Origin of the sequence: Raineyella fluvialis (assembly GCF_009646095.1) — a bacterium.
GTDB lineage: Bacteria > Actinomycetota > Actinomycetes > Propionibacteriales > Propionibacteriaceae > Raineyella > Raineyella fluvialis.
Genome location: NZ_CP045725.1, coordinates 3073433 through 3090813 on the forward strand (window position 1 = coordinate 3073433; position 17381 = coordinate 3090813).

Annotated in this window: 19 protein-coding genes, 1 pseudogene and 1 riboswitch; of the genes and pseudogenes, 10 read left to right on the forward strand and 10 right to left on the reverse strand. The window is 69.5% G+C overall.

Translation table 11 applies throughout. The features are described 5' to 3' along the window. Nucleotides 1-51 precede the first annotated feature (51 nt). On the reverse strand, nt 52-522 hold the full coding sequence (locus Rai3103_RS14035) for an Lrp/AsnC family transcriptional regulator (RefSeq protein WP_153573097.1): 471 nt from the start codon (nt 520-522) through the stop codon (nt 52-54). Between the two features lie 103 nt (nt 523-625). Between Rai3103_RS14035 and Rai3103_RS14040 the strand changes: the two genes are divergently transcribed. Continuing rightward, a complete protein-coding gene (locus tag Rai3103_RS14040; protein WP_153573098.1) occupies nt 626-1246 on the forward strand; it encodes a LysE family translocator in 621 nt (206 codons plus the stop codon). Nucleotides 1247-1427: 181 nt separating this feature from the next. On the opposite strand, the gene Rai3103_RS14045 is transcribed toward Rai3103_RS14040, so the two are convergent. Together Rai3103_RS14045 and Rai3103_RS14050 are read right to left on the reverse strand one after the other, a co-directional pair. Continuing rightward, nucleotides 1428-3449 (reverse strand): phosphocholine-specific phospholipase C, encoded by a 2022-nt coding sequence (locus tag Rai3103_RS14045; RefSeq protein WP_153573099.1) that lies wholly within the window; start codon nt 3447-3449, stop codon nt 1428-1430. Between the two features lie 144 nt (nt 3450-3593). Further along, nucleotides 3594-4502, reverse strand: coding sequence for a DMT family protein (locus Rai3103_RS14050; protein ID WP_153573100.1), 909 nt, complete (start codon nt 4500-4502; stop codon nt 3594-3596). Nucleotides 4503-4683: 181 nt separating this feature from the next. Between Rai3103_RS14050 and Rai3103_RS14055 the strand changes: the two genes are divergently transcribed. Both Rai3103_RS14055 and Rai3103_RS19125 read left to right on the forward strand, forming a co-directional pair. Beyond that, a complete protein-coding gene (locus Rai3103_RS14055; protein ID WP_228488940.1) occupies nt 4684-5361 on the forward strand; it encodes a DUF6803 family protein in 678 nt (225 codons plus the stop codon). Between the two features lie 113 nt (nt 5362-5474). Further along, a pseudogene (locus Rai3103_RS19125) lies at nt 5475-5690 on the forward strand (YciI family protein); the annotation flags it as partial. A gap of 99 nt (nt 5691-5789) precedes the next feature. Here Rai3103_RS19125 and Rai3103_RS14065 read toward each other — a convergent pair. Beyond that, complete coding sequence (locus tag Rai3103_RS14065) at nt 5790-6482, reverse strand: TetR/AcrR family transcriptional regulator (protein ID WP_194793147.1); 693 nt, start codon at nt 6480-6482, stop codon at nt 5790-5792. A gap of 59 nt (nt 6483-6541) precedes the next feature. On the opposite strand from Rai3103_RS14065, the gene Rai3103_RS14070 reads away from it, so the two are divergent. From Rai3103_RS14070 to Rai3103_RS14085, 4 genes are all read left to right on the forward strand, one after another. Further along, nucleotides 6542-6988, forward strand: coding sequence for a nuclear transport factor 2 family protein (locus Rai3103_RS14070; RefSeq protein ID WP_153573102.1), 447 nt, complete (start codon nt 6542-6544; stop codon nt 6986-6988). Further along, nucleotides 6985-7878, forward strand: coding sequence for an SDR family oxidoreductase (locus Rai3103_RS14075; RefSeq protein WP_153573103.1), 894 nt, complete (start codon nt 6985-6987; stop codon nt 7876-7878). Before Rai3103_RS14070 ends, Rai3103_RS14075 begins: the two co-directional genes overlap by 4 nt. 143 nt (nt 7879-8021) lie before the next feature. Further along, entirely contained in the window at nt 8022-9011 is a 990-nt protein-coding gene (locus Rai3103_RS14080) for an AMP-binding enzyme (RefSeq protein WP_194793148.1), read from the forward strand. After that, nucleotides 9008-10153, forward strand: coding sequence for a thiolase family protein (locus tag Rai3103_RS14085; RefSeq protein ID WP_153573105.1), 1146 nt, complete (start codon nt 9008-9010; stop codon nt 10151-10153). Before Rai3103_RS14080 ends, Rai3103_RS14085 begins: the two co-directional genes overlap by 4 nt. A gap of 33 nt (nt 10154-10186) precedes the next feature. On the opposite strand, the gene Rai3103_RS14090 is transcribed toward Rai3103_RS14085, so the two are convergent. After that, entirely contained in the window at nt 10187-10549 is a 363-nt protein-coding gene (locus Rai3103_RS14090) for a winged helix-turn-helix transcriptional regulator (protein ID WP_153573106.1), read from the reverse strand. A 95-nt stretch (nt 10550-10644) separates the two neighbouring features. On the opposite strand from Rai3103_RS14090, the gene Rai3103_RS14095 reads away from it, so the two are divergent. Together Rai3103_RS14095 and Rai3103_RS14100 are read left to right on the forward strand one after the other, a co-directional pair. Next, nucleotides 10645-11490, forward strand: coding sequence for an NAD(P)H-binding protein (locus Rai3103_RS14095; protein ID WP_153573107.1), 846 nt, complete (start codon nt 10645-10647; stop codon nt 11488-11490). A gap of 95 nt (nt 11491-11585) precedes the next feature. Continuing rightward, a complete protein-coding gene (locus tag Rai3103_RS14100) occupies nt 11586-11975 on the forward strand; it encodes a VOC family protein (protein ID WP_153573108.1) in 390 nt (129 codons plus the stop codon). A 34-nt stretch (nt 11976-12009) separates the two neighbouring features. On the opposite strand, the gene thiH is transcribed toward Rai3103_RS14100, so the two are convergent. Both thiH and Rai3103_RS14110 read right to left on the reverse strand, forming a co-directional pair. Beyond that, the gene (gene thiH, locus Rai3103_RS14105; protein WP_153573109.1) at nt 12010-13161 is read right to left on the reverse strand and encodes a 2-iminoacetate synthase ThiH; all 1152 of its coding nucleotides are present in this window, start codon (nt 13159-13161) and stop codon (nt 12010-12012) included. Next, complete coding sequence (locus Rai3103_RS14110; RefSeq protein WP_153573110.1) at nt 13158-13946, reverse strand: thiazole synthase; 789 nt, start codon at nt 13944-13946, stop codon at nt 13158-13160. Before Rai3103_RS14110 ends, thiH begins: the two co-directional genes overlap by 4 nt. Further along, nucleotides 13945-14050, reverse strand: a riboswitch (TPP riboswitch). It overlaps the preceding gene by 2 nt. A 139-nt stretch (nt 14051-14189) precedes the next feature. Here Rai3103_RS14110 and Rai3103_RS14115 point away from each other — a divergent pair. Further along, nucleotides 14190-14429 (forward strand): hypothetical protein, encoded by a 240-nt coding sequence (locus Rai3103_RS14115; protein WP_228488941.1) that lies wholly within the window; start codon nt 14190-14192, stop codon nt 14427-14429. Between the two features lie 61 nt (nt 14430-14490). On the opposite strand, the gene Rai3103_RS14120 is transcribed toward Rai3103_RS14115, so the two are convergent. Genes Rai3103_RS14120 through Rai3103_RS14130 form a run of 3 tightly spaced genes read right to left on the reverse strand, consistent with a single transcriptional unit; the run spans nt 14491 to nt 17351 of the window. Then, complete coding sequence (locus tag Rai3103_RS14120; RefSeq protein WP_228488942.1) at nt 14491-15093, reverse strand: YdeI/OmpD-associated family protein; 603 nt, start codon at nt 15091-15093, stop codon at nt 14491-14493. Then, complete coding sequence (locus tag Rai3103_RS14125; RefSeq protein WP_153573111.1) at nt 15090-15980, reverse strand: hypothetical protein; 891 nt, start codon at nt 15978-15980, stop codon at nt 15090-15092. Before Rai3103_RS14125 ends, Rai3103_RS14120 begins: the two co-directional genes overlap by 4 nt. Before the next feature lie 33 nt (nt 15981-16013). Further along, entirely contained in the window at nt 16014-17351 is a 1338-nt protein-coding gene (locus Rai3103_RS14130; RefSeq protein ID WP_194793149.1) for an MFS transporter, read from the reverse strand. Nucleotides 17352-17381: the final 30 nt, after the last annotated feature.

The window sequence follows — 17381 nt, forward strand, 5'->3', positions numbered from 1 at the left end:
ATCGTCACCGGCCCTGTGATTCACCTGAGCAGGCGTGGCGAAGGCCGCCGTTCACTGTCCGTCCGTCACGGTCAGGGGGAGACCTCGGTCCCGGACGAGGGTCTTCATCACGATCGTGGACTCCAGCCGCCGTACGCCTGGAAGGGTGGCCAGGTGGGTGTCCCACAGCCGCTGATAATCCGGCAGGTCCGCCGCGATGATGCGCAGCAGGTAGTCCGGCGAGCCGAAGAGGCGCTCAGCGCGGATCACATGGGGGACGGCCACCACCGCGGTCTCGAACGCCGCCACCGTTGCGGCGCTCGTCGAATCCATAGTGACGAAGACCAGCGCCTCGAAGGTCAGCCCGACCTTGGCCGGGTCCAGTTGGGCGTGGTAGCCGGTGATGACTCCTTCGTGTTCGAGAGCCCTCAGCCTGCGGTGACATGGGGACACGCTCAGGCCCACCCGCCCGGCCAATTCGGTGAGTGTCAGCCGTCCGTCGCCTTGCAGTTGGGAAAGAATTTCGCGGTCAAGCAGGTCCATGGCGACATTCTTTCTCACGATCGGGCAGATGCGGGTGAAAGTGAGAAGCACTTATCGCAGATAGTCTTCTATTGTTCTCGCATCGACGAACACGGGGGGCGAGATGGCGATCGGATCACTGGCGGCGTTCTGGGTGGTGTCGTTCCTGCTCGTCCTGACTCCGGGAGCCGACTGGGCCTACGCGATCAGCGCCGGCCTGCGCCATCGGTCGGTCATCCCTGCCGTCGGGGGACTGCTGTCCGGCTATGTGATGATCACCCTCGTCGTGGCGGCCGGTGTCGCGGCGCTACTGGCCCGGACTCCGGGTGCCCTGGGCGTGCTCACCTACGCCGGAGCCGGCTACCTGGCCTGGCTCGGCCTCACCACGATCCGCCATCCACCCACGCCGCAGCAAGCAGCCGACGCCCCGGACAACTCCTGGATGGCGCAGTTGTGTCGTGGGGCCGCGGTCAGCGGCCTGAACCCGAAGGCGTTGCTGCTCTTCCTGGCGCTACTGCCCCAGTTCACCGATCCGGCTGGCCACTGGCCGGTCGCCCTGCAGGTGGCAGCCCTCGGCGGCCTCCACATTGTCTCCTCCGGCGTGGTCTACCTCGGTGTCGGCTCGGGATCCCGGGCAGTGCTGCGGACGCGTCCGGCGGCCGCCCGGGCCGTGGGTCGCTTCTCCGGCATCGCGATGACCCTGATCGCCATCGGCCTGTTGGTCGAGCAGTTGACTCGTCTCTGAGCAGAAGTGCGGGTCGTGACTGACCGTGGATCCGCGCGAGGGCCTGTACTGCGTGCGACTGGGCCCGCCCGCGCGCGCCACTCCGTGGGCGACTGAGCCGAGCCTGTGCCCAGCGGCGGGAACGGGCAGCCCCGGTAGCGCTCCCCGGGGGCGCTACCGGGGCTGGCCCGGGCTCCTCGTGTCAGCGACCGAGCTGTGGGTCGCTGCTGCTCGCGGCACCATTCTCGATGTGCCCTGCGAACGTCCGCGTCCAGCTGCCGTCGGAGGCCCGGAGGGTGACGTCGTACCAACCGGACGTCTTGCGCAGGTCCAGGGTGAGCGCTCCGTTCCCGTTCAGGCGTCGCTCGCCGCTGCCGTACGCGTCGGTGACGACGACCTCCTGGCCGGGCCTGCCGCTGAGCTTCAGCTGCAACTGATGGGACTCACCAGCCGTGGCGATGTCGGCGAGGAGGGTGCTGTCGCCGCGACCGGCGAGACGGCGGAAGAAGCCGTTGGGCCCGTGCACCTGCACGTCGTAGTCCCCGCTGACCGGCCAGGAAGCGTCCAGGGTCGCCCCCGCGGCCACCGTGCAGCTGTGCGGCGCACCGGCTGGCTGGATCAGTCGCGCCTGGAACTGGGCGCCCAGCTTGCCGTCGTTGTGGAAGGTGACCGCGATCCGGCCGGCCCGGGACCGCTCGGTCATGCCGAGGTCGTACCCGAGGGGACGTGCGGGGCGGACCCCCGACTCCTGCTTGGGCATGCTGGCGGCAGTGGGCGCGGTGGGGGAGTAACTGGCGTGGCGCTGCTTGTCCTTCGGGGCCATCCCGGCCGTGTTCGGCAGCGTGGGCATGGACCGGGTCGTGCTGAAGTCCAGGGCGGACGTCAGATCGCCGGCCACCGTACGGCGCCATGGGGTGATCTGCGGCTCCTTGACGCCGAAGCGCGACTCCATGAAACGGATGATCGAGGTGTGGTCGAAGGTCTCGGAGCAGACGAAGCCGCCGGTGCTCCAGGGAGAGACGACGAACATCGGCACCCGGGGACCCATCCCGTAGCTGCCGGCCGGGTAGCCCGCGTCGCCGGCCTTGCCGGGATAGAACTCGTTCTCGATCGACACCGTCGAGGCACCGGGGATCCGCGGTGAGTTGGCATGCGGCGGTACGAGGTGGTCGAAGAACCCGTCGTTCTCGTCGTACGTGATGAACAGGACGGTCTTGCTCCAGACCTCCGGGTCACTCGTCAGGGCGTCGAGCACCTTGGCGATGTACCAGGCGCCGAAGTCAGAGGGCCAGTTCGAGTGCTCGCTGAAGGCCTCGGGTGCGGAGATCCAGCTGACGGCCGGCAGGTTCCCGGACGTGACATCGGCGCGCAGGAGTTCGAAGTAGTCCTGGCCCTCACGGGCCTTGGTGCCGCGGCGGGCCTTCTCGTAGAGCGGTTCGCCGGGCTGCGCGTTCTGGTAGTCGTGGAAGTAGAGCACCGAGGTGTCACCGTAGTTGCCGATGAACGGGTCCGAGGTCCAGCCCCAGGACCCCGCGGCGTCCAGGCCGGTGCCCTCGTCCTGGTAGATCTTCCACGACACCCCGGCCTTCTCGAGACGCTGCGGGTAGGTCATCCAGTCGTAGCCCAGCTCGTCGTTGTAGAGGACGGGACCGCCGCCCTTGCCGTCGTTGCCGGTCCAGCCGGTCCACAGGTAGTACCGGTTCGGGTCGGTGTTGCCGATGAAGCCGCAGTGATAGGCGTCGCAGACGGTGAACGCATCGGCGAGGGAGTAGTGGAAGGTGAGGTCCTGGCGTTCGTAGTGGGCCATCGACAGGTCGCCCTTGGCGGGAATCCACTGGTCGTAGTTGGCGTCGTTGAAGGCCTGCTGGCCACCGCGCCAGCTGTGGTCGAGACCGGAGAGGAAGGCGCCGCCGAGGTCGGGCGCACTCGGGTGCCACGGCAGCACCTCGTGGTGGCTGTCGGCCTGGTGCCAGACGTTCTTGCCGTTCGGCAGGACAGCCGGGTGCGGATCACCGAAGCCTCGCACCCCGCGCAGCGATCCGAGGTAGTGGTCGAACGACCTGTTCTCCTGCATCAGCACGACGACGTGCTCGACGTCCTTCACGGTGCCGGTGCGGTGCGCCGGGGCGATCGTGGCTGCGCGGGCGATGCTCTGCTGCAACGCGGACGCGGCGACGCTCGCGCCGGCGACCTGGAGGAAGCGCCGACGATTCAGGTCGACCATGGAGGCTCCTTCGATGAGGCGAAATGTGCATCGCTCAGACTCCGCTCGCCCGGAGAACTTCACGCGACCTCGACGCGACATCGGATTGAACCTTGTGGACCGGCAGCCTGAACACGGGTGCCGTCCCGATCACGGATCCAGCACTCAGGGGAGCGCGGCGCGCGTCCGAGACTCCGTGCGGGAGTGCGGATGGAAGTGGGAGAGGAGGACGACACCGATGACCCCGAGGGCAGCGGCGACGACCATCATCACCGCCGCCGGTGGGGTGAGCGCCGCGCCCTCACCCAGCACAGCGATGCCGAAGAGAACAGCGACCATCGGGGCGGCCGCATTGGTGGTGCCCATGACGGTCTCGGCCGGGCCGTGCGCGTAGCCCTGCTGGGTGAAGGCACCGGCCAGCAGGGATCCGAGGACCAGAGCCACCCCGAGGGCCCAGAAGATGACCGAGCCCCGCCACGCCTCGTGCCGTACGTACTCACCGAGGACTCGTATCAGGCCGGACTCCTGCCCGAAGATGACCGAGCCGGCGCTCGCCCAGGCAAGGCAGCGCCACGCCCGTGGCCCGCGCCAGCCGAGGAGGGCCAGGAGACCGGCAGCGGCGAAGACGACCAGGACCCCTGCGACGACGCCCTTGTCGTCGTACGTGTCGTGGTCGACCGTGTGGGCGACGGCCACCAGGGTGAACCCGGCGGTGCCCGCCACCGTCAGACCGACGGCGGCCCACATCAGCGGCGGCACACGGAAGCGGTGGATGCGACTGGCCAGGATCACCGTCCACGGCACCGCGAGGACGGCGAGGGGAGCGACGACCGTCAACGGGGCCAGGACCAACGCCCCGACGGAGAGGACCGCGCCCAAACCGTTCAGTCCCGCACCCAGCCACCACCGCGGCGAACGGATCAGCGACCACAGCTGCCGTACGCTCAGGCTCTCCCGCCGGTGCGGTCCGCCGGACCGCTGGCCGACAGCCTGGTGCTGCAGGGTGGCGGCCACCGCGAAGACAACGGTCTTGCCGATCGTGAGCAGGATGGCCAGGGGAATGTCGTGCTGCATCGCGCCCCTTCCGGGATTCTCGAGGCTCACGTCCATCATCCGCGCCGCTGCCAGGAGAGGGTTGCTTGGGAGGGCAGCGGAGCATCCATACCGGATCTTGACCGAGTGTGGGGCGGACGTTGAGGAGACTCCCCAAGACTGGGGGCGCCCAGCACCGATCCCACACCGGAAGGCACACCCCATGTCCTTGACCGATCAGTCCCCGGACGTCCTCCTCGCCGACGAATCCGAGGCGCGTGGACGCAGTCCGCTCCTGGTCACGTTCGCCGGTCTCACGCTCGTCCTCGCGGTCGCGGCGTTCCTGTTGCCCGACCGCACCGTCGGACCGGGCGACGGCATGCTGTCGACCCACTACATGGGTCTGCTGGCCACCAACCAGCCGTGGAACCTCCTGATGTTCATGGCCGTTCCGGTCATCCTCGCCGAGACCCTGGCGGTGACCGAGCTGGTGATCCTGCGCGGCGGGTCCGTCGGGCCGGTCGTCGCCGGCCTGAACCGCTGGGCCGGGCTGATCGCCGGCCCGTACATGATCGCGGTCACCGTGCACCTGCTCCGCAACGCTGTCATCCCGCTGACCGCGACGGGTGGCTGGCGTGGAGCGGCCGACGTGATCGCCGTGTCGTTCTACCTGCTCGGAACGGTCCCGATGGTCGGGCTGACGCTCGTGGAGTTGGGCCTGGTCGGACGGACGCATGAGAGTGCGCGCACCTGGCACACCGTCTTCGTCGGCGCCTTCCTGGTGATCGCCCACGTGGCGATGATCGTCGGCATGCTCGATCCCACGGTCCTCGGCTGGCGCGCCTCGACCGGGCATACGATGCCCGACGGCAGTGTGATGCCGGGGATGACGCACAACTGAGAGCACTCATCCCTCGTCCGGGACGATACTGGCTGGCGTCCGGGCGTGAGGCGCCGGACCGTCCGGATCCCTGACGCTGGAAGGTGACCATGAAGTACCTGCTCCGTTACGCGATGGCCGAGGGTGTGGACCTGGCGAGGATCCGGGACCTGTTCCCGGCGCACCACGACCATTGGGCCGCCTACCAGGCGGACGGCACCCTTCTTGCGATCGGCCCGATGGAGGATCCCGCCGACGGGGCCCTCGGTGTCTTCACGACGTACGAGGCCGCCGAACGCTTCGCCACCGCCGATCCTTTCGTCACCGAGGGGCTGGTCGGACGATGGGACATCAAGGGGTGGCGGGAGGCGATCCTGGCTCCCCAGGAGGGCCCTCCGGCTCCTGACGCTCGGGGAGGCCGGCGGCGCGTACGCCGCCTCCCTCGTGCATCACTCCGGCAGCAGGGTGGACGCGAGGAAGCGGTAGGCCAGCTCGATGTAGGCGTCCGTCGGCCATCCCCGGTGCAGGACGAGGGACTCGTAGAGCTCGCCCGCGACGAGCAGGAGGATGTCGCGCACCTGGTCGGCCGTCAGGCCGGGGCGTACGTGGCCGCCCTCGATCAGGTAGGCGGCGTTGTGCGTCATCCGTGCCTCCCGCTGCCGCTCAACCTCAGTGAACATGCGGGCAGCGTCCGCGTCCACCTGGGCCGCCGCCCTCATCATCGCCTGGAGGGGGGCACCCAATTCGCTCACTTCGGCGGAGAGCACGGCCCAATTGCGCAGGATGACCCGCGGGTCGTGTGCGGAGGAGGAGACCTCGTCCGATCGGGTGTACGCCGGACGCTCGCCACGGCCGGCCAGCGCCCGGTCCCACACTGCGGCGGCCAGCTCCGCCTTGGAGCCGAACGCCTTGTAGATGAACTCGGGGCTGACCTCGGCGTCCCGGGCGACCTGGGCCACGGTCGTCGCCACGAAGCCGTCGGAGAGGAATCGAGCCCGGGCGGCGTCCAGGACCAGGAGGCGCCGCTTCTCCGCCGCCTCCCGACGACCGGCGCTGTCGTACCGGCGGGCGCTCCTCTGCGCAGCCGGCCGACTCCGTGGGCCAGTCCGGGCCCTGTTCGCCCCCTTGAATTCGTGGTCCATGGGATGCATCCTAGCTATTGGATACAAATAACTGTATCCAATGTCCGACGGAGGGCACCATGTCCCAGATCCAGGGCCTGCCACCGACGCTCGAGCGTCTGGTGACCGTCACCAACCAGCATGACCTCGATGGCTTGGTCGCGTGTTTCGCCGACGACTACCGCCTCGTCATGCCCAACCATCCTTCTCGCAACTTCGTTGGCCCCGGCCAGGTCCGACGCAACTGGGAACAGTTCTTCCGGGTCATCCCCGACATCACGACCACCATCAGGGCGGTGGCCGCAGGGCGCGACGACCAGTGGTGGACCGAGTGGGAGATGACCGGCACCCGACTCGACGGCGCGCCCCACCTCATGCGCGGCGTGATGATCTTCACCGTCGGCTCGGGTGAGTCCGATCTCATCCGCGCCAACCGCTTCTACGTGGAGCCGACCGATCCGGAGGGCTCTGGATCCGGCATCGACGCCGCGGTGGCGGCGCTGGTCGGGGGAGGTGAGTCCCGATGATCAGCATCGTGGGTGGGACGGGTCGCCTCGGTGGCCTCGTCGCCGTCAGGCTGCTCGCCGACGGCCACCGAGTTCGGCTGATCTCGCGGCAAGCTCATGCAGATATGCCGCAGGGTGCGGAGTTCGTGGCCGCCGATGTGCGTCGGCCCGAGACCCTGACGGCTGCACTCAGCGGCTCACGGGTGGTGGTGGCCGCCATGCACGGCGTGGATCCGGCCTCGGGGGAGTCGCCGGCCGAGGTTGATCGGGACGGCAGCACCGCACTCTTCGCGGCCGCCCGGGCGGAGGGTGCCGACATTGTGTTCGTCTCGATCCGTGGGGCCTCAGCGGACCATCCGATGGAGCTTGTCCGGATGAAAGGCCTCGCCGAGCAGGCGCTGCGCGCGGGCGAGTCGGCCCGGAAGGACTGGACGATCGTGCGGCCCACCGCTTACGTCGAGACCTGGGCAGATCTGATCCGGCAGACAGCTGCCCCTCGAGGGGTTCCGACGGTCTTCGGTAAGGGGCTGAATCCGATGAACTTCGTCACCGTGAACGATGCGGCGGTGGCCGTGACACGCGCCGTCACCGACGCGGGTCTGCGGGGCTCGGTGATCGACGTCGGAGGGCCGCAGGACCTCACCATGGTCGAACTCGCGCGCCTGGTCACGCATCAGCAGAAGGTCAACCACGTACCGCGCGTCATGCTGCGCATCCTGGGGACGGTGCTGGCCTCTGCCAAACCCGCCCAGGCCAGGCTGATCCGGATGAGTCTGCAGATGGACACGCTGCCCTTGACCTTCGACCCGGGCCCGGTCCGTGAGGCGTTTCCCTGGCTGCCCTGCACCCCGGTGCAGGAGGCCCTTGCGGGGGCAGGAGGAGTTGATCGCCGGCCTCGAACGGCAGCGTGACTCGATCCGCACCTCGGACGGCGCCCTTCCCTCGACTGAACAGTGTTCAAATAGGTGATGACAGGTCGACCCGAGCGGGAGGTTCGATGAGGGCAGGCCGAGACGGCATGGATCCTGACGATCCCCACGGTGCACCAGTCCGCGTGCTCGAGCGCGCGGATCCGGTGGCCGCGTTCTGGCAGGCTCATCGGGAAGGCGCCGACATCGCGCTCGCGACGTCGGGCACCACGTCCGGGACACCGCGCACCATCGTCCGGACCACCGCCTCCTGGGTGGACAGCTTCCCCGCGTGTGCACAGCGCCTCCAGCTCCAGACGTCCAGCCGGTTCTGGATCCCCGGCCCGTTGGCGGCCACCATGAACCTCTTCGCCGCCTGCCTGGCCACGTCAGTGGGTGCGGCGTGGAGCACCGAGCCGGCCGGCTGCACCCACGCCCAACTGACACCGACCCAGCTTCGTCGGCTGCTCGAGGACGCGCCGACTCCCGGCCTGCACGTCCTGGTCGCCGGTGATGCCCTCGAGCCGTCGCTGCGCCGGCTGGCCGAAGGTGCGGGGCTGTTGATCGACCACTACTACGGTGCCGCGGAACTGTCCCTGATCGCCTGGGGGCACGACGCCGGCGACCTGCGCCTCTTCGACGAGGTGAGCGCCGAAGCGCGAGAAGGGACCCTGTGGGTCCGTTCGCCCTGGTTGTCACGCCTCGTCACCGACGACCGGGGCTTCGCCACCGTCGGGGACCTGGTGCGCCTGGACGGTGACCACGTCGAGGTCCTCGGCCGCCCCGGGTCGGCCACCACGGCCGGGGCGACCGTGGAGCTGGCACCGATCGAGGCCGAATTGCAGGGTCACAGTCGCGGACGGCTCGTCGTCGTCGCCGTGCCCGACGGCCGGGTCGGGCAGGTGATCTGCTGTGCGACCACTGCCCAGGACCGCGCTAGCGTGCGGCAGTGGGCCCGTACGCACCTGACAGGCGCCCGGCGTCCTCGACGATGGATCGTACGGGAGCACCTGCCGATCACGCCGACGGGGAAGATCGACCGTACGCGGCTGGCCGACGAGATCGTGGCTGGCGACCGTCGGCGACAGGCCGCCCGGACGCGGCCACGACCGCAGGATGAAGGGGAACGTGGATGAGGGATCCGGAGGAGTGCCCGGTCATCGTCGACGCGTTGCGCACGCCGATCGGCACCGTCGGCGGAGCCCTGCGCGCGATCAGTGCCGGTGATCTGCTGGCGCCGGTCCTGGCGGAGCTGGCCGACCACTGCGACGCTCCGATCGACGAGGTCGTGATCGGCAACATCCGCGGCCCCGGTGGCAATCCGGCGCGCGTGGCGACACTGGCGGCGGGACTGGATGTCGCGACGCCGGCCGTGACGATCGACCGGCAGTGCGGTTCCGGGATGGCGGCCATCGAGTACAGCGTGGCGATGCTGAGCGGACCACGACAGGGTTTCCAGATCGCCGGGGGCACCCAGTCCGCCAGCACCCAGCCGCTCACCTTCTGGCCGGCAGCGAGCCCGGACGACGAGCCGCGGCAGTACTTCCGGGCGCCGTTCACCGACGCCGGACATGCCGACCCCGAGATGGGGGCCGCGGCGGATCTGCTGTCCGCCGAGCATGGCATCGGCCGGGAGCGCCAGGATGCGTACGCCGCCCGCTCCCACCAGCGCGCGGTGACGAGCGCCGATGCGGGGGCCTTCGCAGGCGAACTCGTGCCTGTCGGCGGCCTGGACCGGGACGAGCGTCCCCGCCGCGGGTTCACTACGCAACGGCTGGCCCGCTTCCGCCCCGCCTTCACCCCGGAGGGCACCGCCACGGCCGCCAACAGTTGCGGCGTCAACGACGGTGCGGCCGCCGTGCTCATCTGCGATGGGAGGACCGCCGCGCGACGCGGGTTGCCTGGACTGCGAGTCCTGGACGCGGTCACCGTCGGCTGTGATCCCGAGCGTCCCGGCTGGGGCATCGTCCCGGCAGTGCAGTGGTTGGTCGAACGTTCCGGGGTCCACCTCGACGACGTGGACCTGCTGGACTTCAATGAGGCCTTCGCCGGCCAGGTGCTCAGCTGCCTTGACGCCCTGGGCATCGATGAGCTTCGGAACTGCCCGCAAGGTGGAGCCATCGCCCTCGGGCATCCCTGGGCGGCCACCGGGGCGGTTCAGTTGACCCGGATGTTTACCCAGATGGTTCGGCACAACACGACGGGAGCACGGCTCGGTCTGGCCGCCATCGCCATTGGTGGGGGACAGGGCAGCGCGATGCTCGTCGAGGCCGTCTGACCCTGAGCGGCCCGTGGTGCGCCACGGCCCCGGTCAGGTGGGGTCCGCCACCGTCCCGGCGTCGTGGACGCGCATCACCTCGGGCATCACGTCGTAGATCGCCTCGACCACCCCTTGCAGGGCCACGGCGATCCGCCGGCCGGCCTCGGTGAGCCGGTACTCGACACGCTGGCCGGAGTGCTCGATCCGCGTGACGAGGCCGTCGGTGGTCAGTGTCGTGAGGGTGCGCGCCAACATGCGGTCGCTGATCCCCCCGACCGTACGGGCCGTCTCGGAGAAGCGGTGGGGACTGTCGATGAGGGCGACCAGCACCAGCGCCGACCAGCGGTCGACGACGTCGTCGACGATCTCTCGCGACGGGCAGTCGTGGTCGAACACATCGAATGGACGAGTCATGGTGGTCCCCTTGGATCCGTGGTGCTTACCTGAGTATAGTGCTTACCGTTCGTAAGTGCTATCGATTCATACGTACCGTTCGGAAGGAACTCCTAATGACCCTCGCAGTCACCGGCGCCACTGGCCACCTCGGCGGCCTCGTCATCGACCACCTGCTCGACCGCGGCACGCCGGCCGCCGAGGTGGTCGCCCTCGTCCGCGACCCGGCCAAGGCATCGGATCTCGCCGCCCGAGGCGTCGACGTGCGTGGCTTCGACTACGACCGGCCCGATCCGTCCGCGCTCACCGGTGTCGACTCGATGCTGCTGGTCTCCGGAACGGCGGTCGGGCAGCGTCTGCCGCAGCATACGGCGGTCGTCGATGCCGCGGTGGAGGCCGGGGTGGGCCGTCTCGTCTACACGAGCGCTCCGCGCGCGGACGCGTCGATCAACCCCGTCGCGCCGGACCACAAGGCGACCGAGGAGTACCTGGGGGCGTCGGGCCTGCCCCACGTCATCCTCCGCAACGGGTGGTACCACGAGAACTTCCTGGCTGACCTCGATGCCGCCGCGCACACCGGCCAGGTCCTCACCGCCGCCGGGGACGGCCGGGTGGCGAGCGCTTCGCGCAGCGATCTCGCCGAGGCCGCAGCTGTCGTGCTCGCCGGCGAGGAGACCGGGCGTACGTACACCTTGACGGGCGACGTCGCCTGGAGCTTCGAGGACCTCGCGGGGGATTTCTCCGCCGTGCTCGAGCGTGAGGTCACCGCGGTGCAGGTGGCACCGGAGGAGAAGTCGGCGGCGTTGGCCGGCGCGGGCCTCGACTCCGGTCTTATCGGCTTCCTGGTGGCCGTCGATGACGCCATCGCCGCCGGCGAACTCGCCGATCGCACCGGCGAACTCGCCGCACTCATCGGGCACCCGACGGCTCCGATCGCCGAGACCCTTCGCTCCCGAGCCTGATCCCCAAAAGCGACAAGGAGCGCCGCCGAGCCGGGTGGTGTGGTAGAGAGGGACTCCCTGCGGGCCCCCTGCCCGCCTCCTGGAGGAGAGCCGACATGAGGATCCGTCTCACCAGTGTCATGGTCGATGACCAGGACCGAGCTGAGCATTTCTACACCGACATCCTGGGTTTCGTGACGAAGCACGACATCCCGCTCGGCGACGCCCGCTGGCTGACCGTCGTCTCCCCCGAGGACCCGGACGGCACCGAGCTCCTGCTCGAGCCGAGTAGTCACCCTGCCGTCAAGCCCTTCAAGGACGCCCTCGTGGCCGACGGCATCCCGTTCGCCCAGTTCGCGGTCCAGGACATCCGCGCGGAACACGCCCGACTCGTCGGCCTGGGCGTGCGTTTCACCCAGGAGCCCGTCGACATGGGCACCGTCACCACCGCGGTCCTCGACGACACCTGCGGGAACCTCATCCAGCTGGTCGAATCGCACCTCTGACAGCCAGTGCTGGGCGGCCCGAGGGCCGGTGGCCTCAGACCAGTACGTGGTCGTTCATCACCGGCTCCAGCCCTCGGGCCCGCACAGCCGCACACACCTGCGCCAGGTCGCGGCCGTCGGCGATCTCGAACTGCTCATCGCCGGACGAGAGCCCCTCCGCGTGGTCGCCGACACCCGTGCTGACCCCGGCCGACACCTTGGTCGCCACGACGCCGATCACGTTGTCGCGGAACCCGGCCCGCTCCCGGGTCGAGACCGTGATGCTGGCGTACGGCAGGAAGAGCCGATAGGCGCACAGGATCTGGAAGAGCTGGCGCTCGTGCACGTCGCGGGCATTGACGGTGGCGTCGGCGACCGTGGGGCGCAACCGGGGGCAGGACAGGCTGATCTCCGCGGCCGGGTAGGCCTGTTGCACCAGGGACGCATGGAGCCCGGTCGCCAGCGCGTCGGTGTGCCAGTCGTCCAGGCCGAGCAGGGCGCCGAACCCCACACTGCGCATCCCGCCGCGCAGGGCCCGCTCCTGGGACTGGAAGCGGTAGGGGAAGCTGCGCTTGCGCCCCCCTGGGTGCAGCGGGTCGTACGCGTCCGGGTTGTACGTCTCCTGGTAGACCGACACCGCGTCGGCACCGGCATCGTGCAGCAGGCGGTAGTCGTCGGTGTTGACCGGCTGGATCTCCAAGCCGACCGTCCGGAACAGCCGGGCGGCTTGCCGGACGGCGTCGGCGATATAGGCGGTGTTCGAGAACTTGGGGCTCTCACCGGTCAGGATCAGGACCTCCTCGAAGCCGAGGTCCGCGATCGCCCTCAGCTCGGCCTCGATGCCCTCCGGCGTCAGCCGCATCCGGTGGATCCGGTTGTCCGCGGCGAAGCCGCAGTAGGTGCACAGATTCGCGCAGTAATTGGCGATGTAGAGCGGCGTGAAGAGCTGGATCGAGGTGCCGAAGTGGGCCCGCGTCTCGCGCTGGGCAGCGCCGGCCAGGTCCTCCAGCAGCGGGGCGGCGGCGGGGGACAGACAGGCGGCGAAGTCGTCGATCGTCCGGGTCCTATGGCTGAGGGCGGCCTTCACGTCGCGGCTGGTGAACACCGAGAAGTCGGTCTGCCCGACCCGGTCCAGCACCTGGTCCATCAGGCCGGAGCCGAGGTCCTCCTGCCGGGGGTAGAAACCCATGTGGTCGGTGTGCCTCATGCGGGCACCTCGTCGAGACCCATCTCGTCGAGAAACGCGGTGAGCGGGCTGGATGCCTCCCCGCCTCGTTCGAGGACCCGGCCGGGCCCGGCCAGGTAGCCCTCGCGGCCCGCCTCGATGGCCAGCCGGAACGCTCGCGCCATGGCGGGAATGTCGGACGCCGTGGCGATCGCGGTGTTGGCCATGATCGCGGTGGCGCCCATCTCCATCGCCTCGCACGCCTGGGACGGACGACCGATGCCCGCGTCGACGATGATCGGCACCTCGATCTCGTCGATCAGGATCTGCAAGAACTCCTTGGCGGCCAACCCGCGGTTCGAGCCGATCGGGGCGGCCAACGGCATCACCGCCGCCGCACCGGCGCCGACCAGGTCACGGGCGACGTTCAGATCGGGGTGCATGTACGGCAGCACGACGAACCCCTCGCCGGCCAGGATCTCGGTCGCCCTGATCGTCTCCTGGTTGTCCGGCAGCAGGTACTTCGTGTCACGGATCACCTCGACCTTCACGAAGTCACCGCAGCCGAGCTCGCGGGCGAGGCGAGCGATCCGTACGGCCTCCTCGGCAGTACGGGCGCCGGAGGTGTTGGGCAGCAGGGTGATGCCGGCCGGGATGTGGTCGAGGATGCTCGGTGCATCGGTGTTCGCCCGCCGCACAGCCAGCGTGATCATCTGCGCGCCGGCGTGGTCGAGCGCCGCTCGGACCAGTTCGAGGTTGAACTTGCCGGAGCCGAGGATGAAACGGGACGAGAACTCGTGTCCACCGAGGGTGAACGTGTCAGTCATGTGTTGTGGACTCACTTCCTACGCCGGCATGATCCGGACAGGTTCGACGGTCCGAGCGCGTCAGCTCGATCTCAGCCCCTGCTGGGGCACCCGCGGGATGTGAGAACGCTATACCCCGGCAAAGAGGCCACGACCGCGGGGTCGCCAGCGTGGGGTCGCAGCCCGCGGGTGAATGGCTGTTCCCGCCCTCGTGGCGTCGCTCAGACGTCTAGCCTGGAGGCAGTACGGACGAGGAGGCTGGGCGTGATGGGCAAGAACAAGAAGCAGTGGCGGGACCTTCCGCCGGCGGCGCGTGGCATCATCGCGGTCGGCGGGACCGCCGATCTCGTGCTGCGCGCGTGGGCGATCGTCGACCTCATCAAGCGACCTCAGGACCAGATCCGGGGCAGCAAGGCGGTGTGGGCGGTGGCCCTGGCCGTGGTCAACAGTGCCGGCGCCGTCCCCATCGCGTACTTGACCTGGGCGCGTCAGCTCCAGGACTGACGCGCGCCCGACGAATTCCGGACGGCCTGCGCCCGGGCCGAGTTCCGGCCTGCCCGGACGGTCACGGGGAGGGCTGCCGCTTCTGCGGGTAGATCGTCTCGTGCCGGGCGAGCATGGCGACGTACTGCGCGATCTTGCGTTCCCGGGTCTCCTGCCGCTTGACCGACGTGGTCCGGTAGATGAGGGCGTACCTGTTGGTCGAGGTGAGCATGTCGAACATCGCCTGTGCCTCGGGGACGGCGGCGATCGCGGCAGCAAGGTCCGCGGGGACCTCGGCCGTCGCGGCTCCGGCATAGGCCATCTCCCAGCGCCCGTCGGCCTTCGCCGCGTCGACAACGGCTCGGCCGGCGGGGGTCATCCGTCCCTCGGCCTCCAGTCGGGCGACCCGGTCCACGTTCGACTGCGACCATCGGCTGGTCCTGGTCCGTGGGGTGAAGCGGACGGCCGAGCTTCCGGCGTCCCGCGCCCGCAACTGTCCGTCGATCCAGCCGAAGCAGAGGGCTTCCTCCACGGCCGGCTCGTACGTCAGTGCGGTGACATCGCCGCCCTTCTTGTGCATCACGAGCCAGACCCCTGGGCTGTCGGCATGGTGGGCCTCGAGCCAAGCCCGCCATGCGGGCGCATCGGGGACGAGGAGTTCGGGCAGTTCCTGGGCCACGGTCACACCACTGACCGTTGGCGTCGGGCTGGCGAGTGATCCAGCCGGGGACTGTGCCGTTTGATCTCCGAGGCCCAGAAGACCATGAAGAGGCCCAGCTCCAGGGTCTCGGTCCACAGCAGGGCACTGGAGAGGTGAGCCAGTCTGAGGACGGCCCACAGCAGCGGACCGCCGGCCAGCATGCCCAGCGTCAGCGCTCGGTACAGGGCCAGGGTCCCGGGCCCCAGGTCGTCGTCACCCGACCGGGGGAGCTTGTGACGAGGGGCGACCACATGACTGGCGACCGCGACGCCGAGGTTCGTGATCAGGAGCACGGCCGCCGCCAGGTGCACGCCGGCGAACCTGCCGTTCACCTCAACGAGCCGCACGATGACCAGCCCCAGGTAGGCCACCAGGGCGAGGAGTGCGCCGAGCAACAACAGGCGCGTGCCGGTCGAGGTGGCATGCCACAGCCGGCCCAACGGCCAGGGGTCCTGCCTCTGGGCGCCGACGGCGAACACGAGGGCCACCACGAGGTAACACACCAGGATCGCTCGCAGCGCCGTCGCGGGTGAGGTGCTCGCGGCGAGGTGGACCGAGGACGTGGTCGCATCGAAGTCGTACGGGACGAAGGCCACGAACGGTGCGTAGAACCCGGCGGCGTTGAGGGCGAAGTCCTCCAGGTCGGAGGTGCCGCGGAAGGCGATGATTCCCATCGCAGTGGCGAGCATGCAGCCCACGAACACGTCGCGGGTGGGGCCGCCGTAGTAGGCGGAGATCGAGTCGTTGAGCCGGCCCGCCAGGATCGAGAACACGATGATGGCCAGGGCGAGCAGCGAGATCGGCGCGAAGATGAGGATGCGCAGTGTCCGCTGCCCGTCCTCGCCGTCACTCGATCGTCCGAGGCTCTCCATGGAGGCATCCTGCCATCCCGGACGCCGGGCGGGTCACGCCTTGGCCGCGAGCCGGTCCAGATCGGTGTCGATCTCGGCGGGCGACAACCGTGGACCGAGGGCCCCGCACCCGGCGACCAGCACCGCTCCCAGAGCGAGTAGCCCGACGGGCGCTCCCTGGTGGCCGAGCCACCTCTCCAGCGTCGGCAGGTAATAGGGATAGAGGGCCGGTCCGACGATCGACAATGAGTAGGCCGTGCCGTACGCGGTGGCTCGGACGACGGTGGGGAAGCGCTCGTTGATATAGGCACCGATGGGGCCGTACGCGGTGACGGTCACGATCTGCAGCACCGCCGCGCCCACGCCGGCCGCGACCGCCGAAGGCGCTGACCCCAAGATCCACCACCACAGCACCGGTCCGCCGATCAGTCCGGCCAGCCCCCAGACCACGAAGAAGCGGCGCCGCCCCAGCAGGGTCGACCAGTGACCCGCCAGTGCCATCACTATCGCCTGCCCGACCGAGGCGATGGCCATCGCCAGGGCGACGCCCGAGGCGGACAGGTGCAGATCGGAGGTCAGGCGTTGGGCGAGGACGATGACGGTCAGGTTGGTCATGATCCACAGGCCCGTCATGAGCCCGAAGATCTGCCAGAAGGCGGCCGCCCAGTGCCCGAACAGCACATCCGCGAGACCGGCGCGCGGGCCCTCCGCCTGCGACTGCCGATGCTGGATCGGCGCGTCAGCCACCCGCAGCGAGTAGTAGACGAGCATCCCGACCGAGGCGACCGCACCGAGGAGGAACGACAGGCGCCAGCCCCAGTCGGCGTACGACTGCGGGCCGAGCAGGGCCAGCAGGAGCAGCGTCACCAGCGCGATGGTGGCCTGCGCCGAAGGTGACATGGCCATGATCAGGCCGGAGCCCTTGCCCCGCTCGCGGGGTCGTGACCACTCCATCGCCAGGGGGATGGCGGAGGTGTATTCGCCGGCGAGGAAGATGCCGCCGAGGAAACGGAGGGCGATGACGAGCCCGATCGCCCACAGACCGATCTGCTGGTGGGTCGGGACCAGCGCGATCCCCAGGGTGCAGGCCGCGGTGCCGGCGATGGCCAGTCGGGTCGTCGCCGTACGGCCGTACGTGTCGGAGATCCGCCCGAAGATGATCGCGCCCAGCGGGCGCCCGATCAGGGTGGCCATCACGACGTACGCAGCAGTCGCCCCGACGGCCGAGCGTCCCGCCAGCGACGGCAGTGCCGGGCCCAGCGCGACCACGGGAAGGAAGATGTCGAACTGGTCGACGAAGTTGCCCAGGATGCCGCCACGGACGGCGGCGCGACTGGCTCGGGGCAGGTCCGGGGCGATGAGGCCGCGGCGTGAGCGGCGCACCAGCTTCATCGCTGCCCTCTCTTCCTTCGACGGCTCGAC